The organism is Pantoea sp. ABR1s, from assembly GCF_057812235.1.
In genome coordinates, this window is the sequence record NZ_CM173823.1 from 1,862,363 (window position 1) to 1,880,333 (window position 17,971).

Sequence of the window (17,971 nt, forward strand, 5' to 3'; positions counted from 1 at the left end):
GTTCTTTTACAGGGCCTCAGAATGGGGCGGGAGAGCAGAATGCGTAACACGATTAACTTTGCCGGTTTTGGCGAGCTGCCGGTGATCGGTCAGGGCACCTGGTATATGGGTGAAAACCCGGCGCAGCGGGCTGATGAAGTCGCTGCATTGCAGGCGGGTCTTGAGTGCGGATTACAGCTTATCGATACCGCTGAAATGTATGCAGATGGCGGAGCCGAAAAGGTGGTCGGGCAGGCACTGCTGGGCCGTCGCGACCGGGCGCTGCTGGTCTCCAAAGTTTATCCGTGGAATGCGGGCGAAGTGGATGCCATTGCAGCCTGTGAGCGCAGCCTGCAACGTCTGCAAACCGATTATCTCGATCTCTACCTGTTGCACTGGCGCGGCAATATTCCGCTGGAAGAGACACTGCGCGCCATGGAACGCCTGCAGCAGCAGGGCAAAATTCGTCACTGGGGCGTATCGAATTTTGACACCGATGATATGGCCGAACTGTGGGATGAAGAGAAGGGCGAGGCCTGCGCGACCAATCAGGTGCTCTATCATCTGGCTTCACGCGGCATTGAATTTGATCTGCTGCCGGCATGTCAGCAGCGTGGCGTACCGGTCATGGCCTACTGTCCGCTGGCCCAGGCCGGACGGCTACGTGACTCACTCTTTACCGATCCTCAGCTGACTCAGATTGCACAGCAGAAGGGCATCAGCGTGGCGCAATTACTGCTGGCCTGGGTGATTCGTCAGCCAGGGGTGATTGCCATTCCTAAAGCTAGTTCCGTGGCCCACGTTCAGGAAAATGCGGCGGCGCTGGAGGTGGAACTGACCGATGAGGATTTGCAGCTCATCGATCGCGCCTGGCCAGCGCCACAGCATAAATTGCCGCTGGATATTGTTTAGCCGTTAACGTTGTCGCTGGCTGCGGCTTTCTTTTTGAGGCGGAACGTCGTGGCCAGTCGTGCCGGTTTCTCTCCCGCGCTGCGTAACGGTTTGCTGATACGCGCCGTCTCCACACAGACCATGGTCTTATAGCCCTCATTCGCCATATCCGTCATGCTGCAGGAGAGTTCCACACCCGGATTCCACGTGACAACGTCACTATGATGATGGTGGTACACCTCGATCTGCCGCTCACCCGCGGTATCATTAATCACTGAGCAATCTTCTGCTGCGGTAAAGATACGGTCGATGCGTCCAGGATAACGCTGTTTGCCGTCGCTGCTGGCCACCTCGCCGTTGTTGACTTTGTCGATATAGCTATTGCCCAGACCCGAGACTTCCACACCGTTGATGTCGCTGACGGTAAAGTAGCTGTGCAGAGCCGCCGTCGCTTCAAAGTCACCATAGGCTTCCAGCTCAACCTCACAATGCTGGCCCAGCCGGAAGCGGGCAATCAGGGTGAATTCATGCGGCCAGAGCTTCAGCGTCTGAGGGTTGCTCTCCAGCACCAGCGTCAGCATGACGCCATCTTCATTTTCATCATGCGCCGTAAGCTTCCACGGCTGAACCCGCGCAAAGCCGTGTGCCGGTTCGCCCGCCGGGCCGAACCACGGCCAGCAGATCGGAACGCCGCCACGAATCGCCTTACCCGGTGCAAAGAGACTCTTATCACTCAGCCAGAGTACCGGCTTTTCGCCGCTGGGTTGCCAGGCGATCAGGTGCGCGCCCTGAAGCGTAATGGCTGCCCGCACTTTAGGGTGACTCACAACAATGGCGGGGAGTTCACCTGTCTGGCGCTGGGTGAGGTAAGGGGAGATCTGCGTGACCACCGGCAGAGAAAACAGTTTATCTTGCATGTTCGATTCCTTCCTGAGCGGATCAAAAAAAGGGCGACCGAAGTCGCCCTTATTCTCAATGATGTCTGGCTGCCTTATTTAGCAGAAACCAGTGCAATCAGGTCGAGAACTTTGTTTGAGTAGCCAGTTTCGTTGTCGTACCAGGAAACCAGTTTCACAAAGTTGTCGTTCAGCGCGATACCGGCTTTAGCGTCAAACACTGAAGTCAGGATTTCGCCGTTGAAGTCGGTAGAAACCACGTCATCTTCAACGTAGCCCAGAACGTCTTTCATCTCACCTTCTGCAGCCGCTTTAATTGCAGCACAGATTTCTTTGTAAGAAGCCGCTTTTTCCAGACGCACGGTCAGGTCAACAACGGAAACGTTAGGGGTTGGTACGCGGAATGCCATACCGGTCAGTTTGCCGTTCAGCTCTGGCAGAACTTTACCAACGGCTTTAGCTGCGCCAGTTGATGAAGGAATGATGTTCTGCGATGCGCCGCGGCCGCCGCGCCAGTCTTTATGAGACGGGCCATCAACGGTTTTCTGGGTAGCAGTGGTGGCGTGAACGGTCGTCATCAGACCTTCAACGATGCCAAACTTATCGTTGATCACTTTTGCCAGCGGTGCCAGGCAGTTAGTGGTACAGGATGCGTTAGACACGATATCCTGGCCATCATATTTGTCGAAGTTTGCACCACGAACAAACATTGGGGTGTCATCTTTAGATGGACCGGTCAGAACGACTTTCTTAGCACCTGCGGTGATGTGTTTACGCGCGGTTTCGTCGGTCAGGAAGATACCGGTTGCTTCAGCAACAACGTCAACGCCTACTTCATCCCACTTCAGGTTGGCCGGATCACGTTCAGCGGTAACACGGATTTTTTTACCGTTAACCACCAGTGCGCCATCCTGAACTTCTACTGTGCCGTCGAAACGACCGTGAGTAGAGTCATACTTCAGCATGTACGCCATGTAATCCGCGTCCAGCAGGTCGTTGATAGCAACGATTTCGATGTCAGAACGCTTTTGAGCAGCACGGAAAACGATGCGACCGATACGGCCGAAACCGTTGATACCTACTTTGATAGTCATATATTCCACCAGCTATTGGTTAGTGAATAAAAGGTTGCCTGTAAAATTACAAAAACCTTACCAGGCGTCAAGCGGAATCGTGTCAATTGTTGCGACAAATCAATTCGCCTGAGAGGAATTATTCGATGCGAAACCGCTTGCGCGCCGCCAATGATATCGCGCTTCGTTGAATCAATCGCCGAATATATAGGGATGCTCCGGATAAAAGGTGATCGATGTCACAAATCCGCTTAGCAGAGAGCAGGCTGAAAGGGTGAGCACAAAAAAAGACCCGGGTTATGTTGATCATTTGTTAGAATAATAGTCGAATTTTTCAGAATGGCACTGCCCGGAATCCTAAAATGGCTAAAGACACCGCACCCGAAGCAAAAATTGCACAGTTGACTGAAATGCAACGCTACGTCACTCAGCAACGCGGAACGGAACCGCCTTACAGCGGCGCACTGCTGCACAACAAGCAGGAAGGGATCTACCACTGTCTGATCTGTGAGGCGCCACTTTTTCTCTCTGAGACGAAGTATGACTCTGGCTGTGGCTGGCCCAGTTTCTACCAGCCGGTCAGTGATGATGCGATTCGCTATATTGAAGATGATTCACACGGCATGCAGCGTATTGAGATCCGCTGTGGCAGTTGCGATGCGCACCTGGGACATGTCTTCCCTGACGGCCCCCAGCCGACCGGCGAACGCTATTGTGTTAACTCCGCCTCGCTGAATTTCACCGACGAGCAGGGCGAACAGACCAAAGGGTAATGGCGATGAAGGAACAGCTTGAAGCAATGCTTGCATCGATGACGCCTGAAGTCTATCAGCGTCTTGCCACGGCGGTTGAGATTGGTAAATGGCCGGATGGCGTGGCACTGACCCAGGAGCAGCGCGACAATTGCCTGCAGCTGGTCATGATGTGGCAGGCGCGGCACAACGACGCGCCCCAGCACATGACCATCGGCAAAGGTGGCGAAATGGTGATGAAGTCGAAAAAAGAGCTCAAAGAAGAGTTTGGAATTGACCCTGACGTGACCCGCATCCATCTGCATTAAAAAAAAGCTGGCGTCATGCCAGCTCCATTTTAAATCAGAATCGCGCCCTGAGCGGTCATCTGGGCAAAGGCAATTTCGCTGTCCTCGGGATTCAGATTGACGCCCCGGCAGCCCTCTTTAACCACCTCAACGTGATAACCCAGCTCCAGCGCATCCAGCACGCTATATTTTACGCAGTAATCCGTCGCCAGCCCCAGCATCACCAGATGGGTGATCCCACGCTCACGCAGCCAGCTGTCCAGCTCGGTCTTACGGCGATGGCCATTGTCAAAAAAGGCGCTATAGCTGTCGACATCCTGATCCTGGCCCTTATGGAACGTCGCATCGAACAGTGAGCGATCGAGACCCGGATGAAAATCAGCGCCAGTCGAGCCCTGAATGCCGTGATCGGGCCACCAGATCTGGGCCAGACCATTTAACTCGCCCAGCGTGTAGACCGGCTCGCCGGAAACCGAGGCAAAACTGCCGTGATTGGCCGGATGCCAGTCCTGCAGCGCCAGTACGCATTCACCGTTTTCACGGAACAGTCGCGCATAACGATTCGCCACCTCGACCGTATGGTCGCCCTCATGGACTGCCATCGGGCCGCCGGGGCAAAAATCGTTCTGAATATCAATAATGATGAGTGCCCGCTTCATTACATATCGCTCCGTTTCAGTCTTCAGTCAGTTCGCCGCGCAAATTCTGCTGCATTCTGGCTCGGATTTGATCGGCCGAAAGATCCTGGCTGAGTAAAAAGTGTAGCTTTGTCAGCGCCGCTTCCACGGTGAGGTCAAATCCGCTGATGACACCAGCATGTTCAAGCGCATTGCCGGTAGCGTATCCGCCCATATTCACTTTGCCGGAAATACACTGGGTGAGATTTACCACCACGATGCCACGCTCGCTGGCCTGCTGCAATTCTGCCAGAAATTCCTTGTTCTGCGGTGCATTACCCACACCATAGGAGCGCAGGATCAATGCTTTGACTGGCTGACGCAGAAAGTTACGCACAACGTCGGCTGAAATCCCGGGATAGATGGTGACCACGCCAATGGGCTGAGGCGTAATGGTGTGAACCTTCAGTTCGCCCTGACCAGCTGGGGCAGGCGGTGTATTGAGGCGACGAATATGAATGCCCGCTTCCAGCAGCGCAGAGAGGTTGGGCGAAGCAAAGGCGTTGAAGCCGTCTGCATGTGCCTTGGTGGTCCGGTTACCGCGATAGAGCGTGTTATTGAAAAACAGCGACACTTCGCTGATCGGATAGTTGGCCGCCACATAGAGCGAATTTAAGAGATTCTGCTGACCATCTGAACGTAATTCCGCTAACGGAATCTGCGAGCCCGTGACGATAACCGGCTTGGCCAGATTTTCCAGCATAAAGGAGAGTGCTGAGGCGGTAAATGCCATGGTGTCGGTGCCATGCAGGATCACAAAACCATCATAGCGATCGTAGTTCTGACGGATATCTTCTGCGATAGACTGCCAGTCCTGCGGGGTCATGTCGGAAGAGTCGATCAGCGGCTGATACTCATGAATGGTGAAATCAGGCATCTCAGGGCGGTGGAACTCCGGCATGTTAGCCAGCTGTTGCTGCAGGTGTCCGGAGACGGGAATATAACCCTGCGCCGAACGCTGCATACCGATCGTCCCGCCAGTGTAGGCTACGTAGATGTTTTTCTTTTGCATTAGAGAACTCAGACTCGCCATAAAACGCGCAGTATAAGGGGAATAGCGGGGAAAAGCAGCCCGACCAGCGGCCGGGCTGCGAGGTTTATCGCACTTCGCCGCAGTTCAGGCAGAATGCATAACGGTTCTGAGGATCGTTCTGCTTGTCGAACAGGCCAGGCTGGGCTTTCATAGCACTCATCACATCCAGCATCGGTGCTGGCAGCCAGGCTTTCAGCGTATCAGGCAGGACAGCCTGCACCGACGCGTTCATCTGGCTCAGCATCATATCCAGGAAGCTTGGGTCATCCTGATACCAGCTCAGCTGCGGATTACTGACTTTCGCCAGCTCGCCCGCCTTCTTCACGGCATCATCGAAGTCACCCAGTGCATCAACCAGACCATTGGCTTTCGCATCGCTGCCGGTCCAGACGTGGCCCTGTGCAATGGCATCAATCTGCTCTGGCGTTTTATGACGTGACTTCGCCACCAGACCGACAAAGTTGCGGTAGCCATTTTCGATGGTCAGCTGCATCAGTTGCTGAACTTCCGTTGGCAGCGCTTTGGTGGTTGAGATATCCGCCAGCGGTGAGGTCGCAACACCGTCGGTGTGCACGCCAATACTGTCCAGGCTGTTCTCCAGCGTATTGATCACGCCGAAGATGCCAATCGAGCCAGTCAGCGTGCTGGGGTTCGCCACAATGTAGCTGGCAGGGGTTGAGATCCAGTAACCGCCGGACGCCGCCATGCCTCCCATCGAGACCACAATCGGCTTACCGGCCGCCTGCGCTGCCGCCAGCTCTTCACGAATCGCTTCCGAGGCGGTGACGCTGCCACCCGGGCTGTTCACCCGCAGAATAATCGCTTTGATTTTCGGATCGAGACGCGCATCGCGGATCTGCGCCGCCGTCGTGTCGCCACCGACGTTGCCCGGCGTCTCTTCACCATCCATGATGGCACCGCTGGCCATGACTACCGCGATGTTGCCATCCTGCTGCGTGGAGGTGGTTTTCACGCTGTAGTCATAGATGCTGACGCTACGGTAATCGTTGCTCTGCTTATCCAGACCAAAGGTTTTTACCAGCTCCTGATCGGCTGCCGCACGTGAACCCAGGGCATCGACCAGCTTGTTATCCAGCGCATATTGCGCGGTATCGCCTTTAACGGCGTTTAACCCGGCAATAATCGCAGCAGCACCGGGGAAGAGTTGCTCCGGCGTAATCTGGCGGTTCGCTGCCACGGTGTTCAGGTAGTTCTGCCACAGCTGACCGACCCAGCGGCTGTCAGCATCCCGTGCGGCAGGGGACATGTCGTCACGCAGGAACGGCTCAACCGCTGATTTGTAGGTCCCAACACGGAAGACGTGTGAGGTGACTTTCAGCTTCTCGAGCAGGGTTTTGTAATAGAGTCCGTTGGTGGCGAAACCATGCAGATCTACGGTGCCCTGTGGTGACAGATAGATTTTGGTGGCGTAGCTGGCAAGGTAATACTGCGCCTGGCTGTAGCTGTCGCCGAGTGCATAAATCGGCTTGCCGCTGTCGCGGAATTCGCGCAGCGCTTTACCCACATATTGCAGTGAAGGCTGATCGCCACCGGCAAATTCGCGTAAATCGAGCACCATGCCTTTAATGTTGCTGTCATCTTTTGCCTGACGAATAGCGTCGACCACATCAAACAGCGAATTTTCCTGTAAACGGTCACTGCTGGCACCCAGCAGCTGGCGGCCAATTTTGCTCAGACGGTTGCTTACCGACGGTTTATCCACCAGCACGCCGCTGAGATCCACTTTCAGTGCGCCTTGCTGAATCGGCGCTGAACTGCCGCCCGACCCGCTGACCTGCAGCCAGATCCCTACACCCACCACAATCAACAAAATCAGGAAAATATTCAGAATAAATTCCCTGATAAAATTCAGTACCCGCCAGCTCCAGCGGAACAGACCTGCAATTATTCGCCACAATGTGCGCATCAGACTCTCCATAAATATGTAGCAGGAAGTGGCCGCCGCGCGGACCAGACTTCCCCGACGAGCTCATCCTAAAGAGCGGCGTGTTAAAAGTCAGCAGGAAATCACTGCGCACTGTTACAAAAAATCTGCCTGTGCCAGGATAACTGCAACATTACAGAGATCGGGAGAGAAACATGGACGCACTGGAGTTACTGGTCAACCGACGTTCGGCCTCACGCCTGACTGAGCCGGCACCTGCGGGTGACGCACTGGAAAATATCCTGCGGGCTGGTATGCGTGCCCCGGATCACGGCACGCTGCAACCCTGGCGCTTTATCATTGTGGAAAATGAGGGTCGCGACCGGCTGAGCCAGCTGCTGGAGCAGGCAGCTCGCGATAAACAGCTGGATGAAAAGGCGATTAACAAAGCGAGCCAGTCACCGTTTCGGGCACCGATGATCATTACGGTGGTGGCACATTGTGAAGCGCACCACAAAGTGCCGCGCTGGGAGCAGATCGCCTCGGCAAGCTGTGCAGTGATGGCCATGCAGATGGCGGCCGTCGCTCAGGGTTACAACGGTATCTGGCGCAGTGGTCCCTGGACCGATGACGAGCAGGTACGCCAGGGGTTTGGCTGCCGCGAACAGGATGCCATCGTCGGCTTTCTCTATCTGGGCACCCCGCAACTGAAATCCAGCACTACGGTGCTCCCACCTGACACGGCGCCTTTCGTCCGTTACTTCTGACTACAATGCTTGTCCGGTTCCGGCAGGGTGCATTTCAGCCCTGCTTTTTGCACGGTTCCTGTGCGAACGATCGCTAACGCCGCGCATCACACTTACGCCAGCGGGCCTGCCAGGCTAACATAGCCCCAGTATTCAAACCGACAGCGGACAACCGGTTATCACTGCGTTCCCCCTGATGTTAAGGATTACCTGATTCAATGCGTTTGTTTATTGCGGAAAAACCGAGCCTGGGGCGTGCTATCGCAGATGTGCTGCCGAAACCGCATCGACGCGGTGATGGATTCATTGCCTGCGGCAACGATCAGATCGTCACCTGGTGCGTAGGCCATCTTCTGGAGCAGGCGCAACCCGACAGTTATGACAGCCGTTATGCGCGCTGGTCGCTGGCGGATTTACCCATCATTCCGGAAAAATGGCAGCTAAAACCGCGTCCCTCGGTCGCTAAGCAACTGAAAGTGGTTGAGGGCTTGCTGGCGCAGGCGAATGAAGTGGTGCACGCCGGTGACCCGGATCGGGAAGGGCAGTTGCTGGTGGATGAGGTGCTCGACTACCTGAACCTGCCGGCTGAAAAACGCAGCAAGGTGCAGCGCTGTCTGATTAACGACCTCAATCCTCAGGCGGTGGACCGGGCAGTGAACCGCCTGCGTGAAAATCGCGAGTTTATTCCATTGTGCGTTTCGGCGCTGGCCCGCGCCCGTGCCGACTGGCTCTATGGCATTAACATGACCCGCGCCTGGACGCTGCTGGGACGCAATGCAGGCTATGATGGCGTACTGTCGGTGGGCCGGGTGCAGACGCCGGTGCTTGGGCTGGTGGTCCGGCGCGATGAAGAGATCGAGAACTTCGTGCCGAAAGATTACTTCGAAGTGAAAGCGCACATCCTTACGCCTGACGGCGCCCGATTTATCGCCAGCTGGATCCCCAGTGAAGCCTGTGAACCGTGGCAGGATGAAGAGGGCCGCCTGCTCAAACGCGCCCTGGCGGAGCATGTGGTGGCGCGTATTACGGGCCAGCCGGCGATCGTCACTGCTTACAGCGATAAGCGCGAAAATGAGGTGGCGCCGCTGCCCTTTTCCTTATCCAGCCTGCAGATCGAGGCCGCTAAACGTTACGGGCTGAGTGCGCAGACGGTGCTGGATACCTGCCAGCGGCTTTACGAAACCCATAAACTGATTACCTATCCCCGTTCGGACAGCCGCTATCTGCCTGAAGAGCATTTTGCCGGTCGTCATGCGGTGTTAAAGGCGATACAGGCGCATCAGTCACAGCTGACCCCACCGGCAGATTTCGATGCCGATCGCAGAAATCGCTGCTGGGATGATAAAAAAGTGGATGCCCACCACGCCATTATTCCAACGGCCCGTGCCAGCGCGGTGAAACTCAGTGAAAACGAGCAGCATATCTATGAACTGGTGGCGCGCCAGTATCTGATGCAGTTCTGCCCGGATGCGGTATTCCGCAAATGTGTCATCGATCTCGATATTGCTGGCGGAAAATTCGTGGCGAAAGCGCGCTTCCTGGCGGAAGCGGGCTGGCGTGCGCTGCTGGGCAACAAAGAGCGTGATGAAGAGAACGACGGCATGCCGTTGCCGGTGGTAGCGAAAGGGGATGAGCTGCTGTGTGAGCGCGGAGAGGTGCTGGCGAAGCAAACACAGCCGCCACGCCCGTTTACCGATGCCACCATTCTTTCTGCAATGACCGGCATTGCCCGTTTCGTTCAGGATAAAGAATTAAAGAAAGTACTGCGTGCGACCGATGGTTTAGGAACGGAAGCCACACGCGCCGGCATTATCGAATTACTGTTTCGTCGTGGCTTCCTGGTGAAGAAGGGCCGCTATATCAATTCTACGGATGCCGGACGCGCCCTGATTCACTCCCTGCCCGATCTGGCAGCACGCCCGGATATGACGGCGCAGTGGGAATCGACACTGACGCGTATCAGCGAAAAGGCCTGCCGCTATGATGAATTCATGCAGCCGCTGGTGCAGACCTTAACCGGTCTGATCCAGCAGGCGCGACAGCAGCCTGCGGCGCATGCATTTCGGGGATTACCGTCCACCGGACAGAAACGTCCGGTGCGCAAAACCAGGCGTAAAGTGAAGGAGACGGAATGAGGCGTTATTCAGTATTACTGCTCGTGGCCCTGTCGCTGGCAACCAGCGTGGCGCAGGCCAACAGTCGTTATCAGTCGATGCCACAGCAGGGCAGCAACGGTGGTAACACCGATGTCGTGGTGGATATGCCACCCGAGGCATGGACACAGGCAGAGAGACGTCAGCCAGACTGTCTCCGCTGCTGTATCTTTGAGAACCGTAACTACACGGAAGGCGCGGTGGTGAAATCAGAGGGGGTGTTGCTGCAATGTGCCCGTGATGAACACTCCATCGGCACTAATAACCTGATCTGGAAAATAGTGAAATAGCCGTCGCGTGGCGCTCTGCCACGCGACCGTCAGTTAAAAGCGGAAGGTTGACCAGATGGGCGCGTGGTCAGACGGTTTTTCCATGCCCCGGATCTCATAATCAATGCCGGTCTCAACGCAGTGCGACGCCAGGGTTTTGCTCGCCAGCACCAGATCGATGCGTAACCCGCGATTATCATCAAACCCTTTCGAACGGTAATCGAACCAGGAAAAGCGATCCGCCACCTCCGGATTGTGCTCACGCCAGGTATCAACCAGTCCCCAGCCCAGCAGGCGGTCCATCCACTCGCGTTCTTCCGGCAGGAAAGAGCATTTGCCGGTGCGCAGCCAGCGCTTGCGGCTCTCCTCACCAATACCAATATCCCGATCGGTGCTGCTGATATTCATGTCGCCCATAATCAGAACCGGCTTATCAGCAGGCAGATCCTCGGTCAGCAGACGTTGCAGATCGCGATAGAATTTCTCTTTAGCCGGAAACTTGGTGGGATGGTCGCGGCTCTCGCCCTGCGGAAAATAGCCGTTAATCACCGTGATGTCGCCAATCGGGCTGGGAAGTTCCGCGATGATCAGGCGGCGCTGGGATTCTTCGTCATCACCCGGGAACCCCCGGCTCACTGACACTGGCTCAGCTTTGGTTAACAGGGCAACACCGTAGTGACCTTTCTGTCCATGATAGAAGACGTGATAGCCGAGCTTTGACACCTCTTCCAGCGGGAACATGTCGTCATGGACCTTGGTTTCCTGCAGACCGATAACATCGGGCTGATGCTGTTCGACAAGTGCCTGAAGCTGATGCGGGCGGGCACGCAACCCATTGATGTTAAATGAAACAAATTTCATGAGATCGACCGTTGTTCAGAAATGTCAGGCGGAGATGGTAGCGATTTTTGCTGAAAAAGTCATGGCGGAACAGGCTGAGATTGTGTGAAAGCGGGCAGGAATGTGGGGGCGAACAGGAAGCTTAGGTATTATTTTGGGGATGGTGTGCAACATACGAGATGGTGGTGGGAGAAGGATTCGAACCTTCGAAGTCTGTGACGGCAGATTTACAGTCTGCTCCCTTTGGCCGCTCGGGAATCCCACCTGGGATAGTGATGTGGCTTAAGATGATTCAGATTCAAATGGTGGTGGGAGAAGGATTCGAACCTTCGAAGTCTGTGACGGCAGATTTACAGTCTGCTCCCTTTGGCCGCTCGGGAATCCCACCATGGCCTGAATCTTTCTCTCTTAAAGCGGGGCGCATCATACCAAATGCGATAAGGGTGTAAAGCGCCCACTGGCAAAACCGCAACTGTTTGCCCACTTTTTACGCGTAGCGCTGAATCTGCAGACAATTCAGCGCACTGGCTGATTAAAGAATAATCGTGCGGTTGCCGTAAACAAACACGCGTTGCCCCAGCACTTTATACAGTGCATTGCTCAGGACATTCTTTTCTACGTCGCGACCGGCGCGCATCATCTCATCGGCGGTGTAGCTGTGATCAACGTTTATCACATCCTGCATGATGATTGGGCCTTCATCGAGATTGTCGTTCACATAGTGCGCGGTGGCACCGATGATCTTCACGCCACGTTCATAAGCCTGATGATAGGGACGGGCACCGATAAAGGCGGGCAGGAAGGAGTGGTGAATATTGATAATCTGGTTCGGATAACGCTGCACAAAGGCGGGCGTCAGGACGCGCATATATTTTGCCAGCACCACGTAATCGGGCTGATAGCGGTCAATCTCTTCCACCATGCGGTTATCGTGCTCTTCCCGCGTCAGTCCCTCATGGCTCACCAGCACAAACGGAATATCGAAACGCTCAACCAGTGAACGCAGGGTGTCGTGGTTACCCACTACCGCCGCAATTTCCATATCCAGGCCGCCAAACGCGCTCTTCATTAACAGATCGCCCAGACAATGCGCCTCTTTAGTGACAAGAATCACCACGCGGCGACGACCGGCGCTGTGCAGTTCCCGGACTGAACCCTGGGGCAGGGCGCTGTCGAGGTCGGCGAGCAGGGTGTTGTCGTTGAAGATCCCTTCCAGTTCGGTACGCATGAAAAAACGCCCGGTGCGATGATCAACAAACTCATTGTTCTGCACGATATTAAGTTCGTGCTTGTAACAAATATTGGTGATTTTGGCGATCAGACCTTTTGCATCGGGACAAATGGTTCGTAAAACTTTTCTTTGCATGGTTTGCGCTTGCATCTCAATCAGAGTCCTGTCAAAGCATTAGGGGTAAAACCGCTGGGGTAGCCGTCAGCTTAACCACAACATTTTTTGTATTTTTTTTCACTGCCACACGGGCAGCGATCGTTACGCCCCACGGGCGGTGCTGTACCGTCAACATAGTACCAGCGTTGATCCTCGCGAAGAAAGCGTGAACATTCATGAATGGCCTGAATGTTGGTTTTCTCGCGGTATCGCGCAAAAAAGGTAACGAAAGCTTCGTTCTCATGGCTTCCATGATTACAACGGGTTACATTCAGGCTGAGCCAGTCGGTTCCTGGAAAACTTTCAGATAAAAGCCCTGACAGCGCCGGATGACGCTTCTCAGGATGCCAGGTCGCAACCAGATAGTCCGCATTATGCTGAACATAAGCGCAATAACGGGATCGCATAAGTTGTTCAGCTGTAACAGGAATCTGGTTACCCTGAAGAAAGGGCTCGCAACATACGCTATACTGCTCTCCGCTACAACATGGGCAGGTTTCTGACACATTATCTCCCGGGAATGATGGGTCGGTTTTACAAGCGCGCTATGTTAGCTGACCCCGTGTTGTGATGCTACGTATTGACGGCAGGACCAGACAGAAATGAGAAAGGTAAAAATTGGATTGGCTCTGGGTTCTGGAGCGGCCAAAGGATGGGCGCATATCGGCGTGATCAACGCGCTGGAGCGTGCAGGTATTGAGATCGACGTCGTTGCGGGCTGCTCTGTCGGGGCATTAGTCGGATCTGCCTATGTGAATAACCGCCTGCCGCTGATGGAAAAATGGGTCAGTGCATTTCGCTACTGGGATGTTATTCGCCTGATGGATGTCTCCTGGCAGCGTGGCGGACTGCTGCGCGGTGAGCGGGTCTTTAGCCATGTTCGTCAGCTGATCCCCAATGACACGATAGAGCACTGTCATAAACCCTTTGGCGTGGTGGCGACCAACCTCAGTACCGGTCGTGAACTCTGGCTGACAGAGGGCGATCTGCATCAGGCAGTACGCGCTTCATGCAGTATGCCAGGTTTATTACCGCCGGTGGGCTACAATGGGTATTGGCTGGTGGATGGTGCCGTAGTCAACCCGGTGCCGATTTCACTTACCCGTGCCCTGGGGGCAGACATTGTTATCGCCGTTGACTTGCAGCATGACGCGCATTTAATGCAGCAGGATCTCTTTTCCGTGACACCACAGAATAGCGAAGAAGAAGCCGCCGCAGCGGCATTGAGTTGGGGTGGGAAGCTGCGTCAGCGTCTGGTGAATTTCAGCCAGCGCCGTGCGTCTCAGTCACCTGGCGCGATGGAGATTATGTCCACCTCTATCCAGGTGCTGGAAAATCGCCTGAAGCGGAATCGCATGGCAGGCGATCCGCCCGATGTTTTGATTCAGCCGGTCTGTCCGCAAATTTCGACGCTGGACTTTCATCGTGCTGAGGAAGCCATTGAAGCAGGCAAGGCCGCCGTAGAGAAGAAAATGGATGAACTATTACCACTGGTCCGTGGCAGATAATCAGGTTGTTCATTCAAAGCGGTGACTTCAGCCAATTCTTAAAGGCGCAACTGCGTTTTATGAACCACTATTGAAATATCTGGTACGCAGGGGGAAAGAATGGAAAAACCACTACTCGGCAAAAAGATACTCATTGTCGAAGATGAGGCTGTTTTCCGTTCGTTGCTGGACCAATTTTTGTTATCGATGGGTGCTGTGACGTTACAAGCGGAAGATGGTCTGGAAGCAATTGCACAACTACAACAGCATACTGTCGACCTGATTATCTGCGATCTGGAAATGCCCCGCATGAGCGGCATCCAGTTCGTTGAGCACATTCGTACCCGCGGCAACATCGTGCCGATTTTAATCATCTCAGCTACCGAGAACATGTCGGATATTGCGCATGTATTGCGTCTTGGGGTGCAGGATGTGCTGCTTAAACCACTTAAAAACTTTGAGCGCTTCCGTGAAGCGGTCTATGAGTGTCTCTATCCCTCTATGTTCACTTCGAAAGTGGAAGAGGATGAACAACTGTTCCAGGACTGGGATGCGCTGGTTCGTGATCCTAAAGCGGCTGCCAAGCTGCTCAAGCAACTCCAGCCACCGGTGCAGCAGACTATTGCCAACTGCCGGGTTAACTATCGTCAGCTGACGATGGCCGAGCAGCCTGGGCTGGTGCTTGATATCGCGGCGCTCTCCGATAAAGATCTGGCGTTCTACTGTCTGGACGTGACCCGTGCCGGTGATAATGGCGTGCTGGCAGCGTTGCTGCTGCGGGCGCTGTTCAATGGCCTGCTGCAGGAGCAACTGACCGGGCAGAAACAGCGTCTGCCGGAACTCAATGGGCTGCTCAGACAGGTCAATCTGTTACTGCGCCAGGCGAACCTGAGCGGCCAGTTCCCGTTACTGGTTGGGTACTATCATCGCGGATTAAAGAACTTAATTCTGGTTTCGGCCGGATTGAACGCCACACTCCATGTTCATGCCCATCAGATTCAGCTCAGCAATGGTGTCCCCCTTGGCACTATGGGCAGCACCCATCTTAACCAGATCAGTCAGCGCGCAGAAAACTGGCAATGCCACGTCTGGGGCGCGGGCGGGCGCATTCGGCTGATGCTATCGACGGAAGAATAAGCCGTAAAAACAGAGGAATTCTGGCGATGAGGACAGGGCCAGAGTTTAGCTTTACAGTTGGGTAATAGTCTTAATTTCGACGGTTTGGTGCCTTCCAGGATAAATCCGTTCGATACTAACTGATATACTCATTTCCGATTTTAAACCGACATATCAAGTATTAACTTGAACGGCCTATAAGAGAGGTATCTTAATGTCTGCCAATAATACCAAAGTAAAAAAAGCGGTAATCCCGGTAGCGGGTTTGGGTACGCGTATGCTCCCGGCTACCAAAGCGATTCCTAAAGAAATGTTACCGCTGGTTGATAAGCCGTTAATCCAGTATGTCGTTAACGAGTGTATCGCTGCTGGCATCAACGAAATTGTGCTGGTAACGCATTCATCAAAAAATGCCATCGAAAACCACTTTGATACCAGCTTCGAACTGGAATCAATGCTGGAAAAACGCGTTAAGCGTCAGCTGCTGGATGAAATCCAGTCAATCTGCCCGCCACACGTCACCATCATGCAGGTTCGTCAGGGCATCGCTAAAGGTCTGGGGCACGCTGTAATGTGTGCACACCCACTGATCGGTGATGAGCCGTTTGCGGTTATCCTGCCAGACGTCATCATCGACGAATATGAATCTAACCCAACCAAAGATAACCTGGCAGAGATGCTGAGCCGTTATGAAGAGTCTGGCCGCAGCCAGATCATGGTTGAGCCGGTTGCCGATGTGACTGCATACGGTGTTGTCGATTGCCAGGGCGCAGAACTGAACCCAGGCGACAGCGCACCAATGGTCGGTGTGGTTGAGAAGCCTAAAGCGTCAGAATCCCCATCAAACCTGGCCGTTGTAGGTCGTTATGTTCTCTCTTCAGAGATCTGGCCACTGCTGGCTAAAACGCCTCCAGGTGCAGGCGGCGAAGTTCAGCTGACTGACTCCATTGCGATGCTGATGGAAAAAGAGACAGTTGAAGCATATCACCTGAAAGGCGTCAGCCATGACTGTGGTAACAAACTGGGCTACATGCAGGCTTTCGTTGAGTACGGTGTTCGTCATCCGGTATTGGGCAAAGATTTTTCTGAATGGCTCGATGGCGCAGTTGGCAACAAAAAGTAATTCATAAACACAGGATAACTCGATGAAAGTCACTGTATTTGGTATCGGCTATGTCGGTCTGGTTCAGGCTGCGGTGTTAGCCGAAGTCGGACATGACGTTCTCTGCATTGATGTCGACGAAAACAAAGTCGAAAATCTGAAAAAAGGCATCATTCCTATTTTCGAACCAGGTTTAACGCCGCTGGTAATGTCCAATTACGAAGCGGGTCGTCTGAAGTTCAGCACTGATGCTGAGATGGGCGTAAACCATGGTGTTATGCAGTTTATTGCAGTTGGTACTCCACCAGATGAAGACGGCTCTGCCGATCTGAAATATGTGACCGCCGTAGCGCGCACCATTGCGCAGCATATGAACGATCACAAAGTGGTTATCGACAAATCAACCGTTCCGGTTGGCACAGCAGACAAAGTTCGTGCGGTAATGACGGAAGCGCTGAAAGCGCGTGACGCCAACATCACCTTTGATGTGGTATCTAACCCGGAATTCCTCAAAGAAGGTGCTGCAGTCAATGACTGTATGCGTCCAGAACGTATCGTTGTCGGTACTGACAACGACGACGTGGTAGAACTGTTACGCGAGCTCTATGAGCCGTTTAACCGTAACCACGATCGTATGATCATGATGGATATCCGCAGCGCAGAGCTGACCAAGTATGCAGCAAACTGCATGCTGGCCACCAAAATCAGCTTTATGAATGAGATGTCTAACCTGGCTGAACGTTTAGGCGCGGATATTGAAAAAGTACGCCAGGGCATCGGTTCCGACCCTCGCATTGGCTACCACTTTATCTATCCTGGCTGCGGTTATGGCGGCTCCTGCTTCCCGAAAGATGTGCAGGCGTTAATCCGTACCGCTGAGTCAATTGGCTATCAGCCACGTCTGTTGCAGGCCGTGGAAGATGTGAATGACAACCAGAAAAACAAGCTGCCAACCTTTATCAAACGTCATTTTGGTGACGATCTGAAAGGTAAAACGTTTGCGCTCTGGGGCCTGTCATTTAAGCCGAACACTGACGACATGCGAGAAGCCTCCAGCCGTGTGCTGATGGAAACGCTGTGGGAAGCTGGCGCATCTGTTCAGGCGTTTGACCCTGAAGCGATGGATGAGGCACAGCGTATCTACGGTCACCGCAGCGATCTTAAGCTGATGGGTACCAAAGAAGCCGCACTGCAGGGCGCTGACGGTCTGGTCATCTGTACGGAGTGGCAAAACTTCCGTGCGCCTGACTTCGACATCATCAAAAATGCACTGAAAGAAGCCGTGATTTTTGATGGTCGTAACCTGTATGATCCAGAGCGTATCAGCAAACGCGGTTTCGTTTATTATGCAATCGGCCGCGGAGCGTCTATTCAAACTGCATAATTAACGAGGGATTT

The 17,971-nt window shown here is 54.0% G+C and carries 18 protein-coding genes and 2 tRNA genes; 10 read left to right on the top strand and 10 right to left on the bottom strand.

All coding sequences use genetic code 11. The features are described 5' to 3' along the window. Window positions 1-39 precede the first annotated feature (39 nt). The gene (locus ACXKZD_RS08585) at window positions 40-891 is read left to right on the top strand and encodes an aldo/keto reductase (RefSeq protein WP_488982006.1); all 852 of its coding nucleotides are present in this window, start codon (window positions 40-42) and stop codon (window positions 889-891) included. On the opposite strand, the gene ACXKZD_RS08590 is transcribed toward ACXKZD_RS08585, so the two are convergent. Together ACXKZD_RS08590 and gapA are read right to left on the bottom strand one after the other, a co-directional pair. Then, the gene (locus ACXKZD_RS08590) at window positions 888-1,787 is read right to left on the bottom strand and encodes a D-hexose-6-phosphate mutarotase (RefSeq protein WP_488982007.1); all 900 of its coding nucleotides are present in this window, start codon (window positions 1,785-1,787) and stop codon (window positions 888-890) included. The genes ACXKZD_RS08585 and ACXKZD_RS08590 overlap by 4 nt on opposite strands. Before the next feature lie 74 nt (window positions 1,788-1,861). Then, window positions 1,862-2,860, bottom strand: coding sequence for a glyceraldehyde-3-phosphate dehydrogenase (gene gapA, locus ACXKZD_RS08595; RefSeq protein WP_003852747.1), 999 nt, complete (start codon window positions 2,858-2,860; stop codon window positions 1,862-1,864). Window positions 2,861-3,201: 341 nt separating this feature from the next. On the opposite strand from gapA, the gene msrB reads away from it, so the two are divergent. Both msrB and ACXKZD_RS08605 read left to right on the top strand, forming a co-directional pair. After that, window positions 3,202-3,612, top strand: coding sequence for a peptide-methionine (R)-S-oxide reductase MsrB (msrB, locus tag ACXKZD_RS08600; protein ID WP_010670269.1), 411 nt, complete (start codon window positions 3,202-3,204; stop codon window positions 3,610-3,612). A gap of 5 nt (window positions 3,613-3,617) precedes the next feature. Beyond that, window positions 3,618-3,899: a YeaC family protein gene (locus tag ACXKZD_RS08605; protein ID WP_003852750.1), complete on the top strand. Its 282-nt coding sequence runs from the start codon at window positions 3,618-3,620 to the stop codon at window positions 3,897-3,899. 29 nt (window positions 3,900-3,928) lie between these two features. Here the strand turns inward: ACXKZD_RS08605 and pncA are convergent, their stop codons facing one another. The 3 genes from pncA to sppA all read right to left on the bottom strand — a co-directional run bounded on the left by pncA (window position 3,929) and on the right by sppA (window position 7,515). Further along, window positions 3,929-4,537 (bottom strand): bifunctional nicotinamidase/pyrazinamidase, encoded by a 609-nt coding sequence (gene pncA / locus ACXKZD_RS08610; protein ID WP_010670268.1) that lies wholly within the window; start codon window positions 4,535-4,537, stop codon window positions 3,929-3,931. A gap of 16 nt (window positions 4,538-4,553) precedes the next feature. Further along, window positions 4,554-5,567: an asparaginase gene (gene ansA, locus ACXKZD_RS08615; RefSeq protein ID WP_010260629.1), complete on the bottom strand. Its 1,014-nt coding sequence runs from the start codon at window positions 5,565-5,567 to the stop codon at window positions 4,554-4,556. A gap of 85 nt (window positions 5,568-5,652) precedes the next feature. Continuing rightward, entirely contained in the window at window positions 5,653-7,515 is a 1,863-nt protein-coding gene (gene sppA, locus ACXKZD_RS08620; protein ID WP_010260631.1) for a signal peptide peptidase SppA, read from the bottom strand. Window positions 7,516-7,688: 173 nt separating this feature from the next. Here sppA and ACXKZD_RS08625 point away from each other — a divergent pair, with 173 nt between their 5' ends. From ACXKZD_RS08625 to ACXKZD_RS08635, 3 genes are all read left to right on the top strand, one after another. Next, entirely contained in the window at window positions 7,689-8,240 is a 552-nt protein-coding gene (locus ACXKZD_RS08625; protein ID WP_010260634.1) for an NAD(P)H nitroreductase, read from the top strand. Window positions 8,241-8,437: 197 nt separating this feature from the next. Next, entirely contained in the window at window positions 8,438-10,354 is a 1,917-nt protein-coding gene (locus tag ACXKZD_RS08630) for a DNA topoisomerase III (protein ID WP_010260636.1), read from the top strand. Beyond that, window positions 10,351-10,662 (top strand): DUF1496 domain-containing protein, encoded by a 312-nt coding sequence (locus ACXKZD_RS08635; RefSeq protein ID WP_062757776.1) that lies wholly within the window; start codon window positions 10,351-10,353, stop codon window positions 10,660-10,662. Before ACXKZD_RS08630 ends, ACXKZD_RS08635 begins: the two co-directional genes overlap by 4 nt. A gap of 33 nt (window positions 10,663-10,695) precedes the next feature. Here ACXKZD_RS08635 and xthA read toward each other — a convergent pair whose 3' ends face one another. From xthA to ACXKZD_RS08660, 5 genes are all read right to left on the bottom strand, one after another. After that, on the bottom strand, window positions 10,696-11,502 hold the full coding sequence (gene xthA, locus ACXKZD_RS08640; protein ID WP_010260640.1) for an exodeoxyribonuclease III: 807 nt from the start codon (window positions 11,500-11,502) through the stop codon (window positions 10,696-10,698). 159 nt (window positions 11,503-11,661) lie between these two features. Continuing rightward, a tRNA-Tyr gene (locus tag ACXKZD_RS08645) sits at window positions 11,662-11,746 on the bottom strand. A 38-nt stretch (window positions 11,747-11,784) separates the two neighbouring features. Beyond that, a tRNA-Tyr gene (locus ACXKZD_RS08650) sits at window positions 11,785-11,869 on the bottom strand. Window positions 11,870-12,013: 144 nt separating this feature from the next. Further along, entirely contained in the window at window positions 12,014-12,862 is an 849-nt protein-coding gene (purU, locus tag ACXKZD_RS08655; protein WP_003852258.1) for a formyltetrahydrofolate deformylase, read from the bottom strand. A 56-nt stretch (window positions 12,863-12,918) separates the two neighbouring features. Further along, complete coding sequence (locus ACXKZD_RS08660; RefSeq protein WP_029519106.1) at window positions 12,919-13,374, bottom strand: YchJ family protein; 456 nt, start codon at window positions 13,372-13,374, stop codon at window positions 12,919-12,921. Window positions 13,375-13,470: 96 nt separating this feature from the next. Here ACXKZD_RS08660 and rssA point away from each other — a divergent pair, with 96 nt between their 5' ends. The 4 genes from rssA (at window position 13,471) to ACXKZD_RS08680 (ending at window position 17,957) form a co-directional block, all read left to right on the top strand. After that, a complete protein-coding gene (gene rssA, locus ACXKZD_RS08665; protein WP_010244341.1) occupies window positions 13,471-14,376 on the top strand; it encodes a patatin-like phospholipase RssA in 906 nt (301 codons plus the stop codon). 99 nt (window positions 14,377-14,475) lie between these two features. Continuing rightward, the gene (gene rssB / locus ACXKZD_RS08670; protein ID WP_010244345.1) at window positions 14,476-15,492 is read left to right on the top strand and encodes a two-component system response regulator RssB; all 1,017 of its coding nucleotides are present in this window, start codon (window positions 14,476-14,478) and stop codon (window positions 15,490-15,492) included. Between the two features lie 193 nt (window positions 15,493-15,685). After that, complete coding sequence (galU, locus tag ACXKZD_RS08675; RefSeq protein WP_008925296.1) at window positions 15,686-16,594, top strand: UTP--glucose-1-phosphate uridylyltransferase GalU; 909 nt, start codon at window positions 15,686-15,688, stop codon at window positions 16,592-16,594. Window positions 16,595-16,616: 22 nt separating this feature from the next. Then, complete coding sequence (locus ACXKZD_RS08680; RefSeq protein WP_031593141.1) at window positions 16,617-17,957, top strand: UDP-glucose dehydrogenase family protein; 1,341 nt, start codon at window positions 16,617-16,619, stop codon at window positions 17,955-17,957. The last annotated feature ends 14 nt before the right edge of the window (window positions 17,958-17,971 follow it).

Coding starts and splice junctions, on each gene's coding strand:
- ACXKZD_RS08585 (WP_488982006.1), top strand. CDS start 40: ATGCGTAACACGATTAACTTTGCCGGTTTTGGCGAGCTGCCGGTGATC.
- ACXKZD_RS08590 (WP_488982007.1), bottom strand. CDS start 1,787: ATGCAAGATAAACTGTTTTCTCTGCCGGTGGTCACGCAGATCTCCCCT.
- gapA (WP_003852747.1), bottom strand. CDS start 2,860: ATGACTATCAAAGTAGGTATCAACGGTTTCGGCCGTATCGGTCGCATC.
- msrB (WP_010670269.1), top strand. CDS start 3,202: ATGGCTAAAGACACCGCACCCGAAGCAAAAATTGCACAGTTGACTGAA.
- ACXKZD_RS08605 (WP_003852750.1), top strand. CDS start 3,618: ATGAAGGAACAGCTTGAAGCAATGCTTGCATCGATGACGCCTGAAGTC.
- pncA (WP_010670268.1), bottom strand. CDS start 4,537: ATGAAGCGGGCACTCATCATTATTGATATTCAGAACGATTTTTGCCCC.
- ansA (WP_010260629.1), bottom strand. CDS start 5,567: ATGCAAAAGAAAAACATCTACGTAGCCTACACTGGCGGGACGATCGGT.
- sppA (WP_010260631.1), bottom strand. CDS start 7,515: ATGCGCACATTGTGGCGAATAATTGCAGGTCTGTTCCGCTGGAGCTGG.
- ACXKZD_RS08625 (WP_010260634.1), top strand. CDS start 7,689: ATGGACGCACTGGAGTTACTGGTCAACCGACGTTCGGCCTCACGCCTG.
- ACXKZD_RS08630 (WP_010260636.1), top strand. CDS start 8,438: ATGCGTTTGTTTATTGCGGAAAAACCGAGCCTGGGGCGTGCTATCGCA.
- ACXKZD_RS08635 (WP_062757776.1), top strand. CDS start 10,351: ATGAGGCGTTATTCAGTATTACTGCTCGTGGCCCTGTCGCTGGCAACC.
- xthA (WP_010260640.1), bottom strand. CDS start 11,502: ATGAAATTTGTTTCATTTAACATCAATGGGTTGCGTGCCCGCCCGCAT.
- purU (WP_003852258.1), bottom strand. CDS start 12,862: ATGCAAGCGCAAACCATGCAAAGAAAAGTTTTACGAACCATTTGTCCC.
- rssA (WP_010244341.1), top strand. CDS start 13,471: ATGAGAAAGGTAAAAATTGGATTGGCTCTGGGTTCTGGAGCGGCCAAA.
- rssB (WP_010244345.1), top strand. CDS start 14,476: ATGGAAAAACCACTACTCGGCAAAAAGATACTCATTGTCGAAGATGAG.
- galU (WP_008925296.1), top strand. CDS start 15,686: ATGTCTGCCAATAATACCAAAGTAAAAAAAGCGGTAATCCCGGTAGCG.
- ACXKZD_RS08680 (WP_031593141.1), top strand. CDS start 16,617: ATGAAAGTCACTGTATTTGGTATCGGCTATGTCGGTCTGGTTCAGGCT.